At 72.0% G+C, this 16,650-nt stretch carries 18 protein-coding genes; 8 read left to right on the top strand and 10 right to left on the bottom strand.

Annotated features, from left to right (window positions below; genetic code table 11):
• Positions 1-183 precede the first annotated feature (183 nt).
• Positions 184-537: a HesB/IscA family protein gene (locus tag ACQP2O_RS15140; protein WP_433184552.1), complete on the bottom strand. Its 354-nt coding sequence runs from the start codon at positions 535-537 to the stop codon at positions 184-186.
• A 195-nt stretch (positions 538-732) separates the two neighbouring features.
• Between ACQP2O_RS15140 and nadA the strand changes: the two genes are divergently transcribed.
• Complete coding sequence (gene nadA / locus ACQP2O_RS15135; protein ID WP_433184550.1) at positions 733-1,884, top strand: quinolinate synthase NadA; 1,152 nt, start codon at positions 733-735, stop codon at positions 1,882-1,884.
• A gap of 86 nt (positions 1,885-1,970) precedes the next feature.
• On the opposite strand, the gene ACQP2O_RS15130 is transcribed toward nadA, so the two are convergent.
• From ACQP2O_RS15130 to ACQP2O_RS15105, 6 genes are all read right to left on the bottom strand, one after another.
• The gene (locus ACQP2O_RS15130) at positions 1,971-2,741 is read right to left on the bottom strand and encodes an ABC transporter permease (RefSeq protein ID WP_433184548.1); all 771 of its coding nucleotides are present in this window, start codon (positions 2,739-2,741) and stop codon (positions 1,971-1,973) included.
• Positions 2,738-3,409 (bottom strand): ABC transporter ATP-binding protein, encoded by a 672-nt coding sequence (locus ACQP2O_RS15125; protein WP_433184545.1) that lies wholly within the window; start codon positions 3,407-3,409, stop codon positions 2,738-2,740. Before ACQP2O_RS15125 ends, ACQP2O_RS15130 begins: the two co-directional genes overlap by 4 nt.
• On the bottom strand, positions 3,406-3,975 hold the full coding sequence (gene pspAB, locus ACQP2O_RS15120; protein WP_433184542.1) for a PspA-associated protein PspAB: 570 nt from the start codon (positions 3,973-3,975) through the stop codon (positions 3,406-3,408). The genes ACQP2O_RS15125 and pspAB overlap by 4 nt, the downstream gene beginning before the upstream one ends.
• A gap of 44 nt (positions 3,976-4,019) precedes the next feature.
• Positions 4,020-4,946: a zinc metalloprotease HtpX gene (gene htpX / locus ACQP2O_RS15115; RefSeq protein ID WP_433184539.1), complete on the bottom strand. Its 927-nt coding sequence runs from the start codon at positions 4,944-4,946 to the stop codon at positions 4,020-4,022.
• A 74-nt stretch (positions 4,947-5,020) separates the two neighbouring features.
• A complete protein-coding gene (gene pspAA / locus ACQP2O_RS15110) occupies positions 5,021-5,299 on the bottom strand; it encodes a PspA-associated protein PspAA (RefSeq protein WP_345431406.1) in 279 nt (92 codons plus the stop codon).
• Positions 5,296-6,096, bottom strand: a complete 801-nt coding sequence (locus tag ACQP2O_RS15105; protein WP_433184537.1) for a PspA/IM30 family protein — start codon at positions 6,094-6,096, stop codon at positions 5,296-5,298. The genes pspAA and ACQP2O_RS15105 overlap by 4 nt, the downstream gene beginning before the upstream one ends.
• A gap of 122 nt (positions 6,097-6,218) precedes the next feature.
• Here ACQP2O_RS15105 and ACQP2O_RS15100 point away from each other — a divergent pair, with 122 nt between their 5' ends.
• Both ACQP2O_RS15100 and ACQP2O_RS15095 read left to right on the top strand, forming a co-directional pair.
• The gene (locus ACQP2O_RS15100; RefSeq protein WP_433184534.1) at positions 6,219-6,806 is read left to right on the top strand and encodes a DUF3043 domain-containing protein; all 588 of its coding nucleotides are present in this window, start codon (positions 6,219-6,221) and stop codon (positions 6,804-6,806) included.
• Between the two features lie 23 nt (positions 6,807-6,829).
• The gene (locus tag ACQP2O_RS15095) at positions 6,830-7,831 is read left to right on the top strand and encodes an aldo/keto reductase family protein (protein ID WP_433184532.1); all 1,002 of its coding nucleotides are present in this window, start codon (positions 6,830-6,832) and stop codon (positions 7,829-7,831) included.
• 63 nt (positions 7,832-7,894) lie between these two features.
• On the opposite strand, the gene ACQP2O_RS15090 is transcribed toward ACQP2O_RS15095, so the two are convergent.
• The 3 genes from ACQP2O_RS15090 to ACQP2O_RS15080 all read right to left on the bottom strand — a co-directional run bounded on the left by ACQP2O_RS15090 (position 7,895) and on the right by ACQP2O_RS15080 (position 10,113).
• A complete protein-coding gene (locus ACQP2O_RS15090; protein ID WP_433184529.1) occupies positions 7,895-9,055 on the bottom strand; it encodes an MASE1 domain-containing protein in 1,161 nt (386 codons plus the stop codon).
• Positions 9,056-9,132: 77 nt separating this feature from the next.
• The gene (locus ACQP2O_RS15085; protein ID WP_360877653.1) at positions 9,133-9,345 is read right to left on the bottom strand and encodes a hypothetical protein; all 213 of its coding nucleotides are present in this window, start codon (positions 9,343-9,345) and stop codon (positions 9,133-9,135) included.
• A 33-nt stretch (positions 9,346-9,378) separates the two neighbouring features.
• Entirely contained in the window at positions 9,379-10,113 is a 735-nt protein-coding gene (locus ACQP2O_RS15080; RefSeq protein WP_433184525.1) for a DsbA family protein, read from the bottom strand.
• Between the two features lie 811 nt (positions 10,114-10,924).
• On the opposite strand from ACQP2O_RS15080, the gene ACQP2O_RS15075 reads away from it, so the two are divergent.
• The 5 genes from ACQP2O_RS15075 to ACQP2O_RS15055 all read left to right on the top strand — a co-directional run bounded on the left by ACQP2O_RS15075 (position 10,925) and on the right by ACQP2O_RS15055 (position 16,491).
• On the top strand, positions 10,925-11,557 hold the full coding sequence (locus ACQP2O_RS15075) for an SCO2322 family protein (protein WP_433184522.1): 633 nt from the start codon (positions 10,925-10,927) through the stop codon (positions 11,555-11,557).
• Positions 11,558-11,601: 44 nt separating this feature from the next.
• Positions 11,602-12,663, top strand: a complete 1,062-nt coding sequence (locus tag ACQP2O_RS15070; protein ID WP_433184519.1) for an energy-coupling factor transporter transmembrane component T family protein — start codon at positions 11,602-11,604, stop codon at positions 12,661-12,663.
• Between the two features lie 28 nt (positions 12,664-12,691).
• Positions 12,692-14,605 carry an ATP-binding cassette domain-containing protein gene (locus ACQP2O_RS15065; protein ID WP_433184517.1) on the top strand — a complete coding sequence of 638 codons (1,914 nt, stop codon included), beginning with the start codon at positions 12,692-12,694 and terminating at the stop codon, positions 14,603-14,605.
• 132 nt (positions 14,606-14,737) lie between these two features.
• The gene (locus ACQP2O_RS15060; RefSeq protein WP_433184514.1) at positions 14,738-15,538 is read left to right on the top strand and encodes an ECF transporter S component; all 801 of its coding nucleotides are present in this window, start codon (positions 14,738-14,740) and stop codon (positions 15,536-15,538) included.
• The gene (locus ACQP2O_RS15055) at positions 15,538-16,491 is read left to right on the top strand and encodes a bifunctional adenosylcobinamide kinase/adenosylcobinamide-phosphate guanylyltransferase (protein WP_433184512.1); all 954 of its coding nucleotides are present in this window, start codon (positions 15,538-15,540) and stop codon (positions 16,489-16,491) included. The genes ACQP2O_RS15060 and ACQP2O_RS15055 overlap by 1 nt, the downstream gene beginning before the upstream one ends.
• The last annotated feature ends 159 nt before the right edge of the window (positions 16,492-16,650 follow it).

The raw sequence follows: 16,650 nt of genomic DNA, 5'->3' as shown, positions 1-16,650 counted from the left end.
CGATCTCCTCGTCGGTTCGGCGGCCCCGTCATTGCCGCGAGGCCGTCTCGAATGGCGGTCCAAACCCGGCAAGGTTACTGCCTCACCGGTTCCGAACACGCCAGATGCCCGTGTCCGGGAGGACCCGGTCACGGGCATCATCGCGCACAGCCCTTAAGACTCGATGTCAGGAGACCTTAAGGCCTAGTGGAACGAGTCACCGCAGGCGCAGGAGCCACCGGCGTTCGGGTTGTCGATCGTGAAGCCCTGCTTCTCGATGGTGTCCACGAAGTCGATCGTGGCGCCCGCGAGGTACGGCACGCTCATCCGGTCGACGCGGACGTTGAGGCCGTTGAAGTCCTGGACGAGGTCACCGTCCACCTCGCGGTCGTCGAAGTAGAGCTGGTAGATCAGGCCCGAGCACCCCCCCGGCTGGACCTGCACGCGAAGCGCAAGGCCTTCCTCGCCCTGCTGCTCGAGCAGGCTCTTGGCCTTCGCCGCCGCGTCGTCGGTGAGGACCACGCCCTGCTGCGTGCCGGTCTCGGCTGGAACCGTCATGTGCTGACTCCCGATTGGCTCGGTCGCTCCGTGGCGGCCGTCGTCGTTGCTTGCCTCTTCGCACAACGTACCCGCTGTGGGGAGGCATTCCCCAATGGGCGGGTTCTTTCACGGCGGTCTCAAGCGGCTTGACCACCGCCGCACATGATGACGTATCGTCAGAAAGACGATAAGTCCTGCCAAGGGAGCCTCCCAGTGACCATCGACATCGGCAGTCCTCTGCTGCTCCTCGGCCGCGGGGCCGACCCGGCGAGCGAACGCGGCGTCAACTGCCCCGGTGACCTGCCGCCCGCCTCAGACCCGGCCCTGGTGGAGCGGGCCCGCGCGGCGAAGGCCGCCCTGGGCGACCGGCTGTTCGTGCTCGGCCATCACTACCAGCGCGACGAGGTCATCCAGTTCGCCGACGTGACGGGCGACTCCTTCAAGCTCGCCCAGGAGGCGGCGGCCCGGCCGCAGGCCCCGTACATCGTCTTCTGCGGCGTGCACTTCATGGCCGAGTCCGCCGACATCCTGACCTCGCCGGACCAGCGGGTCGTGCTCCCGGACCTGGCCGCGGGCTGCTCGATGGCCGACATGGCGACCTACGACCAGGTCGAGGAGTGCTGGGAGGCCCTGGAGGACGCGGGCATCGCCGACGACGTCGTGCCGATCACGTACATGAACTCCTCGGCCGACATCAAGGCGTTCGTCGGCCGCCACGGCGGCACGGTCTGCACGTCGTCCAACGCGCGCCGTGCGCTCGAGTGGGCGTTCTCCAAGGGTTCGAAGGTGCTGTTCCTGCCCGACCAGCACCTGGGCCGCAACACCGCCGTGCTGGAGATGGGCCTCTCGCTGGACGACTGCGTCGTCTACAACCCGCACCGGCCGGACGGCGGGCTCGCCACGGACGAACTGCGCGACGCCACGATGATCCTCTGGCGCGGGCACTGCTCCGTGCACGGCCGGTTCAGCAAGGAGTCCGTCGACGACGTACGGGCGCGGATCCCCGGCGTGAACGTCCTCGTGCACCCCGAGTGCCGCCACGAGGTGGTGAAGGAGGCCGATCACATCGGGTCGACGGAGTACATCATCCGCATGCTCGACGAGGCGCCCGCCGGATCGGCGTGGGCCGTCGGCACCGAGCTGAACCTCGTGAAGCGCCTCGCCGACCGGCACCAGGACAAGACGATCGCCTTCCTCGACAAGACGGTCTGCTTCTGCTCGACGATGAACCGCATCGACCTGCCGCACCTGGTCTGGTCGCTGGAGTCCCTGGCCCGGGGCGAGGTCGTCAACCAGATAACGGTCGACGCGGAGACGGCAAGCTACGCCCGCGCCGCCCTCGACCAGATGCTCGCCCTCCCGTAGGCCGGGCAAGCCCTCGATCCCTGGCGGTCACGCTCCCTGTCCGCCGCCTCCGCCAGGGAACCCGGCTTCAGCGAAGTCCGAGCCCCCTAGAGGCGGAGGCGGTGGGCTTCGTCGAAGAGGGCGGACTCGGCGAGGCGGGTGGTGACGTACGCGCTGACGGCGGCGGCCGCGAGCTGCATGTACATCACGACGATCTGGTAGCGGATCGCGGTCAGCGGGTCGACGCCGCCGAGGATCAGGCCGGTCATCGCGCCCGGCAGCGTGATCAGACCGACCACCTTCATGGAGTCGATGATGGGCAGGAGCGCGGTGTGCAACGCGTCGCGAGTGTGCGGGGCGAACGCGTCGCGGGCGGGGAGGCCGAGCGCCAGGCGGGCCTCGATCTTGGGTCGTCCGCTCATGACCGCGTCGCGTACCCGCCGCAGGGCCAGGCCGGTGGCCTGCATCGAGCTGCCGATGATCATGCCGGCCACGGGGACGACGACGCGCGCCTGGGTGGCGATGGTGCCGAGGAGGACCAAGGCGAGGAGGGTGGTCCCGCCGCCGACGGCCAGGCCGACTGTGGCGGCCACCCGGGATCGGGGGACCCCCGAGCCGCGCCGACCCGCGACCTGACCCGCGATGACGACCATGATCGCGGCCCAGGCGAACGCTCCGGGCAGGCCGGTGTACTGGAAGATCGCCAGCAGCAGCGCTCCGATGGCGATCAACTGCACCGCGGCCCGTACGACGGCGACGACGAGTTCCCGGGTGATGTGGAGTCGGGCCCGCGCGACGACGGCCAGGGCGACCCCGACCAGGATGAAGGACGCCACGACGCCCGGCCAGGACGGGACGTGGACGTTTTGGTGGGTCACGGCGCCGCGACCCGCAGGTAGGCGACGGCGTCCGGCGGTCCTTGGTCCTCCACGCGTCCCGCGCGGAGCACCAGCACGTCGTCGGCGAGCCGGCGCGCCTGGCCGGTGTCATGGCTCACCAGCACGGCCGTGCCCCCGGCGGCGCGCATGTCGCCGATGACGCGCTCGATCGCCTCGGCGCTGGCCCGATCGAGCGCCGAGGTCGGCTCGTCCAGCAGGAGCACCTCCGGTCGGAGGACCAGCGCGCGGGCGAGACAGACCCGCTGCGCCTCCCCTCCGGAGAGCCCGGCCGTCCGACGTTCGGCGAAGCCGGGTGGCAGGCCGGTCTCCGCGAGGAGGGAGCGTGCCTCTTCCTCCGTCAGGTCGGGGCGGCCCACCCGGAGGTCGTCCAGGACGGTGTCCGTCAGCAGGGTCGGCTGCTGGGCGACGAGGCCGACGCGGCGGCGCAGCGCCAGGACGTCCAGCGCCGGGAGCGGCGTGCCGTCCAGCAGGACGCGGCCGGTGGTCGGGTCCAGCATCCGGTTGAGCAGGCGCAGCAGCGTCGACTTGCCGGCACCGCTGGGCCCGGCGATCGCCGTGCAACACCCGGACCGGATGGTCGCGGTGATGTCCTGGAGGATGGCGGTGTCGCCGCGGCGCACGCCCACGGCCTCCAGAACGAAGGTCACAGCCCGGGTGCGCCCCATACCGGGAACCACCGGCCCAGGTCATCCTCGACCGGCAGGTCCGCGCCGACTGCACCGCGTACCTGCAGCTCGAGGGAATTGTCGCGTTTTTCGCCCGGAAGCGGGGCGAAGGGGTAGAAGGTGCCGCGCTTGTAGAGGTAGACGAGGCCGAAGCGCTTGGCGTCCGGCCCGGTGAAGACCACCAGCGAGCACAGCAGTTGCGGGCCGAACCCGCCGGACTCCAGCGCGGCGTTGACCGCGTGGATGTCGGTGACGAGCCCTTCCAGGTCGTCGGCCGCGTGCCGGGAGACCAGCCACGTGTAGCCGTAGGAGTCGGTGCTCAGCTCGACCTTGGGCCCGTCGCCGGCGTCGAGGAGCTCGCGTACGTCCTTCTCGATCTGCGCGAACGCCGCGCCCTCGGCGGCCCGGAAGCAGACCGCGCCCACCCCGGTCGGGGTCAGCCCGGCTGCGGCCTCCAGGGTGACGGCCGCGGTCGGCAGCGCGAACAGCCGGTCGAGGTCGGGCTTCTTCGGCTTCGACCGGCCCAGCAGCGTGTCGAGGAACCCCATGTCAGACTCCCTGGCCCGGCAGCGGCGCGTACCCCACGCCCATCTCAGACTCCCTGGCCGAGCTGCGCGGAGATCTTGGCGAGCTGCTGCAGCCGCTGGTCCAGCGACGGGTGGGTGGAGAAGAGCGTCGAGATGCTGAACCCCTTGGTGAAGGCCGGCGCGAAGTAGAAGGCGTTGAACGGCTCGGCGGCCCGCAGGTCCTTGGTCGGGATCCGGGACATCTCACCGGTGACCTTGGTCAGGGCCGCCGCCAGGGCGGACGGCCGGCCGGTGAGCAGCGCCGCGGCCCGGTCCGCCGACAGCTCGCGGTAGCGCGACAGGGCGCGGGTCAGCAGGAAGCTGATGGCGTAGACGGCCGCGCTGACGCCGATGACGATCAGCAGCACCATCGCGGTGCTCTGGTCGTTGTTGTTGCGGTCGCGGCTGCTGAAGCCGCCCCACAGGCCCCACTCGAGGCCGAAGCGGGTCAGCAGGCCGGCCAGGATGCCGAGGAACGACGCGATCGTCATGACCGCGACGTCGCGGTGCGCGACGTGGGACAGCTCGTGGGCGAGCACGCCTTCGAGCTCGACCGGGTCGAGCCGCCGCAGCAGGCCCGTGGTGACGCACACCACGGCGTTCTCCTGGTTGCGGCCGGTGGCGAAGGCGTTGGGCACGTCGGTGTCCGCGATCGCCACCCGCGGCTTCGGCATATCGGACATGGCGCAGATCCGGTCGATCACGCCGTGCAGCTCCGGTGCCTCCTCCGCCGACACGATCCGCCCGTGCATGGCGAACAGGGCGAGCCGGTCGGAGAAGAAGTACTGGGCGAGGAGGAAGGCCACGGCGATGACCAGGACGATCAGCCAGAGCTGTGGCAGGAACACGAAGAAGAACCCGACGAAGGCGACGTACAGCAACCCCAGCAGGAACATCGTCAGCAGCATGCGCGATGTGAGCCCTCGATCGGGCGCGAAGCGCGAGCGCTCCATTGTGTCCCCTTCCTCCCCGTCCGACACGCTTTGCAATTACAACGTCCGGACTGGCCTGCTTTGTGCCTGCGGGATCAGTCGGGGATGAGTCCCTCGTCGCCCAGCATCGCGCGGACCTCGTCCATGGTCGCGTCCGCGGGCGGGAGGATCAGGTCCGACGGCTCCAGATCCTCCGGCGGCAGCGGCTTGCCCACCTTGCGCACGCGCTCCAGCAGCGCGTGCAGCGCGCCGCGGAACTGCGCCTCGTCGCCGGACTCGATCGCCTTCTCGAGCTCGGCGTCAAGATCGTTGAGGGCCGACAGGTCGCCGTCGGCGACGTCGAGCTGGCCCTCGCCCATCAGCCGGACGATCACTGGCCCTCCCCCGGCTGGTGCGGCCGCTGAGCCTGCTGCGGGGCGTGCTGCTGGGGCTTAGCCTGTCCCGGCGCGGCGTCGAGCTGCTTGGGCGCCTCGGCCATGCCGAGCTCGGCCTTCATCTGCTCCAGTTCGAGATCCACCCCGGGGCCGGAACCCATGCGGTCCAGCTCGGCCTGGATGTCGTCGCGCGGGCCAGAGTAGTCCTCGAGAGCGCCCGAGGCGAGCAGCTCGTCGATGGCGCCGGCGCGCGCCTTCATGTTCTCGGTCTTCTCCTCGGCGCGCTGGATCGCCAGGCCGACGTCGCCCATCTCCTCGGAGATGCCGGAGAACGCCTCATTGATCTTGGTCTGCGCCTCGGCCGCGGTGTAGGTGGCCTTGATGGTCTCCTTGCGCGTACGGAAGGAGTCGACCTTGGCCTGCAGGCGCTGGGAGGCGAGCGTGAGCTTCTCCTCCTCGCCCTGCAACTGCTGGTACTGCGCGCGCAGATCGCCGAGCTGGCTGTCCAGGCCCGACCGGCGGGTCAGCGCCTCGCGGGCGAGATCCTCCCGGCCCACCTGCAACGCCTTCTTGCCCTGCTCGGTCAGCTTGTTCTGCTGCTGCTCGAGCTGGTTGATCTGCAGCTCCAAGCGCTTACGGGACGTGGCGACGTCCGCGACGCCGCGCCGTACCTTCTGCAGCATCTCAAGCTGACGCTGATAGGAGTAGTCAAGGGTCTCTCGAGGATCTTCCATTCTGTCCAGCGCCTTGTTGGCCTTGGACTTGAAGATCATCGACATACGCTTCATCACGCTCATCGCGCGTGGCCGGTCCCTTCTGCTGATGCCTCGCAAACGCTGCTGGGGTTCGCTGACCACCCTACGCGTTAACGCTCAAGACAGTCATTATGTTCGCCGCGAGCGCCGGTAGGCTGATCTGCGTGTTCCGACGTCGTACTGATACCGCCACCGAGGAGCCCTCCACCACCCCCGAGGTCGTCAAATCGGGAGGGAAGGGCCGCCCCACGCCCAAGCGCAGCGAGGCACAGAAGCGCAACCGCCAGCCGATCACCGCGCCGCGCACCCGCAAGGAGGCCTACGCGCAGGCCCGCCAGCGGCAGTCCAAGGATCGTCAGAAGGCCAAGGAGGGCATGGCCCGCGGCGACGACCGCTACGTGCCCAAGCGCGACCAGGGCCCGGCCCGCCGGCTCGCCCGCGACTTCGTCGACTCGCGGCGCACGTTCGGCGAGTTCTTCATGTACCTCACCCTGCTGATCCTCCTGGTCGCCATGGTCGCGCCGGTAACGATCAAGGCCTACGTCTACCAGTTCGCCTGGCCGGTCATGCTCGTGCTGATCATCGGTGAGTCGATCCTCCTCGGCCGCCGGGTGAAGAAGCTCGCGCTGGAGCGCTTCCCCGACGACAACCTGCGGGGGCTCGGCTTCTACACCGCGACCCGGTCGATGCAGATCCGCCGGTTCCGGATGCCGCAGCCTCGCCTGAAGCCAGGGCAGAAGGATCAGGTCTGACCCCTCCGTTCTAGGGTTTCGGCATGGAGTTCCGTCATTTGGGCCGCAGCGGCCTCAAGGTCAGCGAAATCTCGTACGGCAACTGGATCACGCACGGCTCCCAGGTGGAGGAGGACGCCGCGAAGGCGTGCGTCCAGGCCGCCCTCGAGGAGGGCGTCACCACCTTCGACACGGCGGACGTCTACGCCGGCACGCGCGCGGAGGAGGTCCTCGGCCGGGCGCTGAAGGGACAGCGCCGGGAGTCGCTGGAGATCTTCACCAAGGTCTACTGGCCCACCGGTGACGGCCCGAACGACCGCGGCCTGTCCCGCAAGCACATCGTCGAGTCGATCCACGGCTCGCTGCGCCGCCTTCAGACCGACTATGTCGACCTGTACCAGGCGCACCGGTTCGACCACGAGACTCCGCTCGAGGAGACCCTCAAGACCTTCGACGACCTCGTACGTCAGGGCAAGGTGCTCTACATCGGCGTGTCGGAGTGGCGCGCCGAGGAGATCGCGCGAGCCCTGAAGATCGCCGACGAGATGGGCTTCGACCGGATCGTGTCGAACCAGCCGCAGTACAACATGATCTGGCGGGTGATCGAGTCCGAGGTCGTCCCGCTGTGCGAGAAGGAGGGCGTCGGGCAGATCGTCTGGTCGCCGATCGCCCAGGGCGTGCTGACCGGCAAGTATCAGCCCGGCGCCGCCCCGCCCGCGGGGTCGCGCGCCACCGACGAGAAGAGCGGCGCGGCGTTCATCCAGCGGTTGCTGAACGACGACGTGCTGACCCGCGTGCAGCAGATCAAGCCGCTCGCCGAGGAGGCGGGCCTGTCGATGGCGCAGCTCGCCATCGCCTGGGTCCTGCAGAACCCCAACGTCTCCTCCGCCATCATCGGCGCGTCCCGCCCGGAGCAGGTGCGGGACAACGTGAAGGCGGCCGGCGTCACCCTCGACGCCGAACTGCTGGGGCGCATCGACGAGATCCTCGCGCCGGTCACCGAGCGCGACCCGGCCAAGACGGTCAGCCCGTCGCGACGCCCGTAGCCCGAGGTTCCTCCGTCCGCGGGTAGGTAGGCGCCGTCTCGCCGCGACGGGCCGTGCGTGCCCTCACGCCCGGCGGCGCCTCCGTGCGGTCGGTTCGTCCGCGCCGCTCCCGGCGGCCGGAACCACGCCGCCCGGGCCGCCCTCCTGGTCCGGGCGGAGGGCTCGCGCCACCGCTCCGTGCCGGGCACGGAGAACGTCCAGGACCATGGTCTTGAGCGTCAGCTGGCCGCGCTCGAGCTCGGCGGCCATGGCTGTGAGGTGCGCGGCCACGTGCTCCAGGTCCTGCCGCGCGAGGTCGCGTTCGGTGATCACCGCGGCGAGCAGGAACGTGGTCAGCGCGACGGTGCCGTTGAACAGCTGCAGGTTCACCATGGCGTGCAGCAGCCCGCCGTTCACGAACGGGTGGGCGTGGTGTACCGCGGCGAACGTCGCGCTGACCGAGACGGCAAGGACGCAGGACGCGGCGCCGAGGTGCCCGAAGCGGAAAGCGGCCCAGATCAGGAAGGGGAAGACGAGGAACAGCAGGTGAAGCGAGACCTGGGTGACGAAGATCGTGACGCCCAGCGTGCCGGCGAGCAGCACCACGGCCTCCGCCCAGCGGGCCGCGCCGAACCTGGGCACGCCCGAAAGCCGGACGGCCATCACCAGCGGCACCACCACGAGCACGCCCATGGTGTCGCCGGTCCACCACACCGCCAGCGTCGAGGGCGATCCCGCGGCGTGCACCGCTCCGGCCAGCGCCAGGGCCAGCGTCCCCGCGGCGGCGCTGACGAGCATGCCGGCGAAGGCGCCGAGGAAGATCAGCGCCAGGGCGTCTCTCAGCCGGTCCATCTCGCAGCGGAAGCCCACCGCGCGCAGCAGGAGGACGGAGCACACGGGGGCCAGGGTGTTGCCCGCGGTGATCATCAGGACGGCGGGCAACGTCGGGCCGAGCCCGGCGTTCACCGCGAACGCGGCCAGGGCGATGCCCGGCCAGGTCCGCAGGCCGAGCAGCATCAGGCAGCAGACGGCGACACCGGTCGGCAGCCAGAGCGGGGTGACCTGCTGGTGCACGAGGGCCAGCAGCAGCCCCAGCCGCGCCGTCCCGTAGTAGAGGGCGGCGGTGACCAGGATCCACGACCCCACGCAGGCCGCCTGCCGAAGCCGTCCGCGGTCGATGTCGGCGACGGCGGACACCGGCCTGTCCCATCGCCACGGGCGCCGTGCGAGCGCGTGACCCGCCATGCTGCTCACCCTACTCCGCCGACATGGTGAGGGCGCAGGTCAGAGCGGACGCGGCCGGGTGCCGGGCGCCCTCGTGATCAGCCGCCTTCGGGGTGCAGGCTCATCGGGCCGTACTCCTTGCGCCCGTCCTCCAGCAGGGTGACCTGATCGACGCCCGCCGCCAGAAGGCCCCGCCAGTTCTCCCCCACCCAGGACTCCGCGTCGGCCTGGGTGGTCCAGGTCTCGTCGCCGAAGCCGGAGGGCTCCACCGGCGTCCCGTCGGCCTTCTCGTACCGCCAGCTCCAGGGCATCGTTCTCCTCACTCTCGTACGGGCTCGTCCGGCTCAGCCGGCGGCCTCGACCGCGCGCCGCAGCCCGTCCGAGCTCAGCATGTCACTCATGGTCAGCTTCGTGTTGTTCACCATGACGGTCGGAGTGCCGGTGATGCCGCCCTGGATGGCCGTCCGGCTCCACGTCCGCACGTCCGAGGCGAACCGCTGGCCGCGCACGCAGGAGGCGAAGTCGGCGCCGGTGATGCCGGCGCCGGAGCCGTACGACACCAGGTCGGCGACGGGGTACCCGTTCGAGCTCTCCGCCGGCTGGTGCGCGAAGAGCTGGTCCTGGTAGGCGAGCCAGCGGACGCCGTCGGGAGCGCAACGGGCCGCGGCCGCCGCGCGCGTGGAACTGCTCGCCATCGGCTCGACGCTGAAGATCACCATCGGGTGGTAGACGACCTTGGCCTTGCGTTCCTTCGCGAGGCTCCTGAGGGTCGCGTCGTTGGTGTCGTGGACCGTCTTGCAGGGCGGACACTGGAAGTCCTCGTAGACGTCCACCACCGGACGGGACACCCCCGAGGCGGCCATCGTCACAGTGCCGCCGGTGTCCATGGTGACCGTGACCCCGCCGGGCAGCGTGGCCGACCGGCCACCGCCGTCATCCTTGCGGAACAGCAGGAAGGCGGTGACCGCCACGCCGACGACCAGGACCAGTCCGCCCGCGACCAGTCCGATGATCAGCCCGCCCCGTCCGCCCCGGCCACCGGGCGGGCTGCCGTACGGCGCCGGTCCTCCCGGCGGCATGCCCGGCCCGTACGCGCCGTACTGCGCACCCGGACCGTGCGGCCCCGGCGGCGGTCCATACGGCGGTCCGGCACCGGGAGGCGGATACGGACCGGATCCCGGGCCGGAAGGCGGATACGGGACCGGTCCGGAGCCGGGGGGCGGATATGGGCTCGGCCCGGACGGTGGCTCGTATGAGGGTCCCCCGTGCTGTGGCCCGTAGGGCGAGGGCCCCGGCTGCGGGCCTCCGGGCGAGGGGGTGCCCTCCGGCGGCTGCCAGGGATCTCGGGGGATGTCGTTCATGGTCGGCCCATTCTTCCTTAGTCACCTTTTGTGATTCCGTGGTAACGTTCCGACATCAGCACGCCCCGTGCCCAGGCGACGCGGGGCACCCTCCTCGGTCCTATAGCCGTGCACGCTGGACCGACAGCGTCCGGAGGGACGTGCCACGCGGGCCGACGGCTTTGTCTAACGGCACCAGGGCACGAAGACGATTGGCACACACCGGCCTCCAGTCGGCGCCGTTCCTGGGGTCCTCAGGAACGCTTAGCCAATCAGAGACGCTACCTTCCTGGTGGTTTTGACGTGTTTAGCGCGCCGTGGTCAACTCATCGGCAGCAGCACACGCGCCGTCGCGGGGGAAGCCGGTCCAAGTCCGGCGCTGACCCGCAACCGTAGGCCGCCCGGGCACCCGCCCGGTGGCGAGCCGGAATGCCCGCGGCGGCGCGAGCGGCTCCGTTGTTCCGTCGTGGTCTGCGGATGGAGTCCGGGCGCGTGCGGCACTTGGTGCGCCCGCTTCATCGGAGACCGCCTTGCCCTCAGAAAGGCGTCCATGCCGAAGATCGCAGCCGGTCTCCTCGTCTCAGCCTTGTCGTTCGCCCTCATGCCCGCCGCGCGCGCCGACGGCGTGGCGTTCTGGGGGTACTGGCAGGCGAAGGGCGATAAATGGGCCTTCGCCACGACGGGTCCGGCCCAGGCCCGGCCCAAGGACGGCGCGGTCGAGGGCTGGCGGTTCGCCAAGTCCAGCGGGAACACCGGCACGCCACCACGCGACAAGCCGGACTTCGCCGCGATCTGCGGCCCTGGCTCCGCTCCGGCCGGCAAAAAGCGCGTCGCCGTCGTGGTCGACTTCGGCGAGCCCGCCGACGCTCCGAAGGACCAGCATCCGCAGGCCACCACGCGAACCTGCGCGACCGTCGCGGACAACGCCACCGGCACGGACGTGCTCGCGACGGCGGGCCTGCTGACGCAGGCTGACAAAAGCGGGCTGATCTGCGCCATCAATGCGTTCGGACCGTGCGGTAGAGCCGAAAGCGTCACGCTGCACGCGACCGCGTCGCCCGCCGCCGGCAAGAAGGACAAGGGCGGGTCCGGCGCCCCCGTCGGCCTGTACGTCGGGGTCGGGCTGGTCGTGATCGTCGCCGCGGGCGGCGGGATCGTCGCCCTGCGCCGGTCCCGCCGATGAATCGGCGGCTGCATCGGGCTGGTCGTGATCAGCAGGGGGGTCGCGTGGCGCCGGTGAGCCGGCGGCTGCATCCCGGTGCCTGGTGGCTGTGGGCGCTGGGGCTCGCGACGGCGGCCACGCGGACGACCAACCCCCTGCTCCTCCTGCTGGTCGGCGCGGTCACCGGAACCGTCGTGGCGGTGCGCCGCACGGATGACCCGTGGGCCCGGGCGTACGGGATGTTCCTGCGGATCGGGCTGGTCGTGATCGTCATCCGGGTGATGTTCGGCGCGGTGTTCGCGGCGCAGGTCCCGGGAACGACGCTGGTCACGCTCCCCTCGGTGACGCTGCCGTCGTGGCTGGCGGGGATCCGCGTCGGCGGGCCGGTGACCGCCGAGGGCCTGGCCGTCGCGGGGTACGACGCGCTGCGGCTCGCGACCGTCCTGGTCTGCGTGGGAGCCGCCAACGCGCTGGCGGCGCCGAGCCGGCTGCTGAAGTCCGTTCCCGGGGCGCTGTACGAGGTGGGCGTCGCGGTGGTGGTGGCGATGACGTTCGCGCCGCAGGCGGTGGCGCACGTACGGCGGGTGCGGAACGCGCAGCGGCTGCGCGGCCGCTCCGCTCGCGGCATCCGCGGCCTGGGGCGGCTCGCCATGCCGGTCCTGGAAGGCGCGCTGGACCGGTCGGTGCAGCTGGCCGCCGCGATGGACGCGCGCGGGTACGGCCGCACGGCCGCCGTGCCGCGGGCACGACGGCGGGCCACCGCCGCGCTGGTCCTGGGCGGGCTGCTCGCGGTGTGCGCCGGACTGTACGGGTTGCTGGACGGGCAGGCGCCCGCGGTGCTCGGAACGCCGATGCTGGTCCTCGGATCGGTCTGCGCGGCGGCGGGGCTGTGGCTCGGCGGCCGCCGCTCGCCGCGGACCCGCTACCGCCCGGACCCCTGGGCGCTGCCCGAGTGGGCGACCGGCGGCTCCGGCGTGCTGGCCGCCGCCGCGATGACCGTCGCGGGTCTCGTCGGCGCCGACGGCCTGCGGCCCCCGCCGGGGACCGCGCCCGGGCTCCCGCCGCTGCCGGCCGCCGGAGTGCTGCTCGCCCTCGCCCCGATTCTCCTCCGAGGAGGCAGAGCGTGATCCGGTTTCTCCTCCGTGGGGGCAGAGCGTGATCCGATTCGACCGGGTCGGCTTCCGCTACGGCACGACGCCGGTCCTCTCGGACGTCGATCTGGAGATCGAAGAGGGCGAGCTGTGCCTCGTCGCCGGGCGGACCGGGACGGGCAAGTCCACGCTGCTGCGCGCCGTGAACGGCCTGGTCCCGCACTTCACCGGCGGCGTGCTGACCGGCCGGGTGACCGTCGCGGGGCGGGACACCCGGGATCATCCGCCACGTGAACTCGCCGACGTCGTCGGCTACGTCGGGCAGGACCCGCGTGCCGGGTTCGTCTCCGACGTCGTCGAGGAGGAGCTGGCGTACGGGATGGAATCCCTCGGCCTGCCCCCGGACGTCATGCGCCGCCGTGTCGAGGAGACGCTGGACCTGCTCGGGCTGGCCGGGCTGCGGGATCGGCCCCTGAGCACGCTGTCCGGCGGCCAGGCGCAGCGGGTGGCGATCGGCTCGGTGCTGACCACGCACCCGAAGGTCCTCGTGCTGGACGAGCCGACGTCCGCCCTGGACCCGGTGGGGGCCGAGGACGTCCTGGCCACACTGCAGCGCCTGGTGCACGACCTGGGCCTGACGGTGATCCTCGCCGAGCACCGGCTCGAGCGGGTCGTTCACCTGGCCGACACGACGGTGCTGCTGCCCGGCGACGGGTCACCGCCCGTCCACGCCCCGACCGCGGAGATCATGGCGGACTCCCCGGTGGCGCCGCCCGTCGTACGGCTGGGCCGCCTGGCAGGCTGGTCGCCGCTCCCCCTGTCCGTACGAGACGCCCGGCGCGCCGCCGCCTCCCTCCGTCAGCGCCTCGCCGCCGCGCCGCCCGTACCGGACACGCGCACCGGCGCTCCGCCCCGCGAGCCCCTCGCCGACGCACCACCGCCCACGCGGTCACCCGATCACAGGGACGGGCGCTCGTCCGCACCCGATCCCGAGAACGGTCGGCCGCAGGCGCCAGGTCACGGAAACGAACGGCGTACCGCCGCCGCATCCCCCCGCAAGGATCTCCCCGACCCGCCGCCACCCGATCACCAGGACATGCGCTCGCCTGCGCCTGATCTCGAGAGCGGCCGACCACAGGCGTCAGGTCACGAGGGCATCCAGTCGCCAACGTCAGGTCAGGGAACCAGTCGGCCGCGGTCGCCCGGTCAAGAGGACGGTCGGTCGCCGGCGGAGGTACGCGGGCTGGAGGTCCGGTACGGCTCGGTGACGGCGCTGCGCGGCGTCGATCTGTCCGTCGCGCCGGGAGAGGTGATCGCGCTCATGGGGCGGAACGGTGCCGGCAAGTCCTCGCTGCTCAGTGCCCTCGTCGGCCTGGTCCGCCCGGCCGGCGGGCGGGTCCGGGTCGGGGGCGTGGTGCCGCATGAGACGCCGCCGCGGGTCATGGTGCGGAAGGCCGGCCTGGTGCCGCAGGACGCCGCCGACCTGCTGTACGCCGAGACGGTCGCGGCCGAGTGCGCCGCCGCCGACCGCGACATGGGGGCGGAGCCGGGTGCCTGCCGCGCGCTCCTCGACCGCCTCGCGCCCGGTGTCGACGACGCGCTCCACCCGCGGGATCTCTCGGAGGGCCGGCGGCTGGCGCTCGCGCTGGCCGTCATCCTCACCGGACGGCCGCCGCTGATCCTGCTCGACGAGCCGACGCGCGGCCTCGACTACACCGCCAAGGGCCGCCTCGTGGAGATCGTCCGCGACCTCGCCGCCGACGGCCACGCGGTCGTCCTGGCCAGTCACGACGTCGAACTGGTCGCCGAGGTCGCGACGCGGACGGTCGTCGTCGCCGAGGGCGAGATCGTCGCCGACGGGCCGACCGGCGAGGTCGTGGTGGGCTCTCCCGCGTTCGCCCCGCAGGTCGGCAAGATCCTGGCCCCGGTCCCGATCCTCACGGTGGACCAGGTGCGGGAGGCGATGGCATGGGATTGATCCCGATCTCCGCGGGTGCGGTCCGGGGCCGTGGCACGGACGCGAACCCGATCAGCCCGCGAGCGCGGTCCGGGGTGGCGGCATGGGCGTGAGCCCGATCAGCCCGCGGGCGCGGTCCGGGGCGGTGGCGGCATGGGCGTGACGGCGATTCGCCTGCGGGCACGGTCCGGGGCCGCACTGTTCCTGGTGTCGGCCGCGGGCGTGGCGGCGTTCTGCTGGCCGCTGTTCGTCACGCCCGGCGCGCGGATCGCCCAGTCGAGCATCGCGCCGTGGATGTTCGTGCTGCTCCTCCCCCTCCTCCTCGCGGTGGCGCTCGCCGAGGTGGCCGAGGGCGGCATCGACGCGAAGGCCATCGCGCTGCTGGGCGTACTCGGGGCGGTCGGTGCGGCGCTCCGGCCGCTGGGCACGAATGTCGCGGGCTTCGAGCCGATGTTCTTCGTCCTCGTGCACGGCGGGCGGGTGCTGGGGCGCGGGTTCGGCTTCCTGCTGGGGGCGGTGGCGATGTTCGCCAGCGCGCTGATCACGGCGGGCGTCGGCCCCTGGCTGCCGTACCAGATCCTCGGGGCGGCATGGGTGGGGTTCTTCGCCGGGTGCCTGCCACGCGCCCGGGGGCGGGTGGAGATCGCGATGCTCGCGGGGTACGGAGCGGTGGCCGCGTTCGCCTATGGCTGGTTGCAGAATCTGGGATTGTGGCCGTTCCTGGGGGGAACGTCGAGTTCGATCTCCTATCACCCGGGCGCTCCGCTCGGCGACAATCTCGGGAGGTTCGTCGCGTTCAGCCTCACCACCTCTCTGGGCTTCGACCTGCCACGAGCGATCTTCACGGCGATCCTCGTGGCGGTCACCGGCCGTCCGGTGCTGCTCGCCCTGCGCCGGGCCGCCCGCCGGGCGGCGTTCGAGGCCCCGGCCGGGTTCGACGACCGGAGTGTGTGATGGACGGTATGGAGATCCACCTGCTCGGCACGGCCGGGCCGCGCGGCTGGCCCGAGCCCGGCTGCCGCTGCGCGTCCTGCACCCGGATGCGCGCCGCGCACCGCCGGATCGAACCGACCCGTGTGCTCCTCGACGGCGTGCCGCTCGACCAGTGCCGCCGGCGCCAGGTGCCCGGCGGGTACGACGTCCGCACGCCGCGTGGGCACCGGGTCCTGTTCGCGGCCCGTCCGGGTGCCCGTCCCGAGCCCGCCGGACCCGAACCGTACGACGCCGTGCTCCTCGACCTGATCGGCGACCCGTCGCACCTGGGACGGCTCCGGCGCGCCGGCGCGGTGACCGACGCGACGCGGATCGAGGCCGTCCACGTCGACCACCGCATCGCCACCCCCGCCGAACTCGACCGCCGGATCGGCCTGTGGACCCGCCCGGCGTCCGGGCCGTGGCGGTCGCTGATCCTGGGCGGCGCCCGATCCGGGAAGTCGGAGGAGGCCGAGCTGCGGGTGATGGCCCACCCGGACGTGACGTACGTCGCGACCGGGATCATGCACGCGGACGACCCGGAGTGGCACGATCGGATCGCCGCGCACCGGCAGCGCCGTCCCCGCTGGTGGGAGACCGCCGAGACGATCGACCTGGCGGGCCTGCTGCGCGGCTCGGCGGGCACGCTCCTCATCGACGGCATGGGGACGTGGCTGACGGCGGTGTTCGACGCGCTGGGCGCCTGGGAGTATCCGCAGGCGGTCGTCCCGCGCCTGAACGAACTGGTCGACGCCTGGCGGAGCGCGCGAGCCCACGTCGTCGCGGTCAGCGACGAGGTCGGCCTGTCGGTCGTCCCCGAGACCGCGAGCGGGCGCGCGTTCCGAGACACGCTGGGACGCCTCAACCAGCGCCTGGCCGCCGAGTCCGAGGAGACCGCCCTCGTCGTCGCCGGCCGCGTCATCGACCTGCCGTGATCGGAGGATGCCATGAGACCCGGGCACGACCACGGACGACGCCGCGAGGCCCGGGTGCAGGCGACGCCGCGAGCCCGAGGACCCCGGGCGCGAGACGCCGCGAGGCCTGGGCACGGGCGCGGACGGCACCGCGAGCTCCAAGGATGCCGCGAGGGCGGA

This window comes from Actinoallomurus sp. CA-150999 (genome assembly GCF_050942425.1).
In the GTDB taxonomy this organism is placed as follows: Bacteria; Actinomycetota; Actinomycetes; order Streptosporangiales; family Streptosporangiaceae; genus Actinoallomurus.
This window is presented reverse-complemented; position numbering and strand designations above follow the sequence as displayed.

Bases quoted from the DNA above. Each gene is read 5' to 3' on its own strand.
- ACQP2O_RS15140 (WP_433184552.1), bottom strand. From the start codon at position 537: ATGACGGTTCCAGCCGAGACCGGCACGCAGCAGGGCGTGGTCCTCACC.
- pspAB (WP_433184542.1), bottom strand. From the start codon at position 3,975: ATGGGGTTCCTCGACACGCTGCTGGGCCGGTCGAAGCCGAAGAAGCCC.
- htpX (WP_433184539.1), bottom strand. From the start codon at position 4,946: ATGGAGCGCTCGCGCTTCGCGCCCGATCGAGGGCTCACATCGCGCATG.
- ACQP2O_RS15105 (WP_433184537.1), bottom strand. From the start codon at position 6,096: ATGAGCGTGATGAAGCGTATGTCGATGATCTTCAAGTCCAAGGCCAAC.
- ACQP2O_RS15095 (WP_433184532.1), top strand. From the start codon at position 6,830: ATGGAGTTCCGTCATTTGGGCCGCAGCGGCCTCAAGGTCAGCGAAATC.
- ACQP2O_RS15090 (WP_433184529.1), bottom strand. From the start codon at position 9,055: ATGGCGGGTCACGCGCTCGCACGGCGCCCGTGGCGATGGGACAGGCCG.
- ACQP2O_RS15085 (WP_360877653.1), bottom strand. From the start codon at position 9,345: ATGCCCTGGAGCTGGCGGTACGAGAAGGCCGACGGGACGCCGGTGGAG.
- ACQP2O_RS15080 (WP_433184525.1), bottom strand. From the start codon at position 10,113: ATGCCGCCGGGAGGACCGGCGCCGTACGGCAGCCCGCCCGGTGGCCGG.
- ACQP2O_RS15075 (WP_433184522.1), top strand. From the start codon at position 10,925: ATGCCGAAGATCGCAGCCGGTCTCCTCGTCTCAGCCTTGTCGTTCGCC.
- ACQP2O_RS15060 (WP_433184514.1), top strand. From the start codon at position 14,738: ATGGGCGTGACGGCGATTCGCCTGCGGGCACGGTCCGGGGCCGCACTG.
- ACQP2O_RS15055 (WP_433184512.1), top strand. From the start codon at position 15,538: ATGGACGGTATGGAGATCCACCTGCTCGGCACGGCCGGGCCGCGCGGC.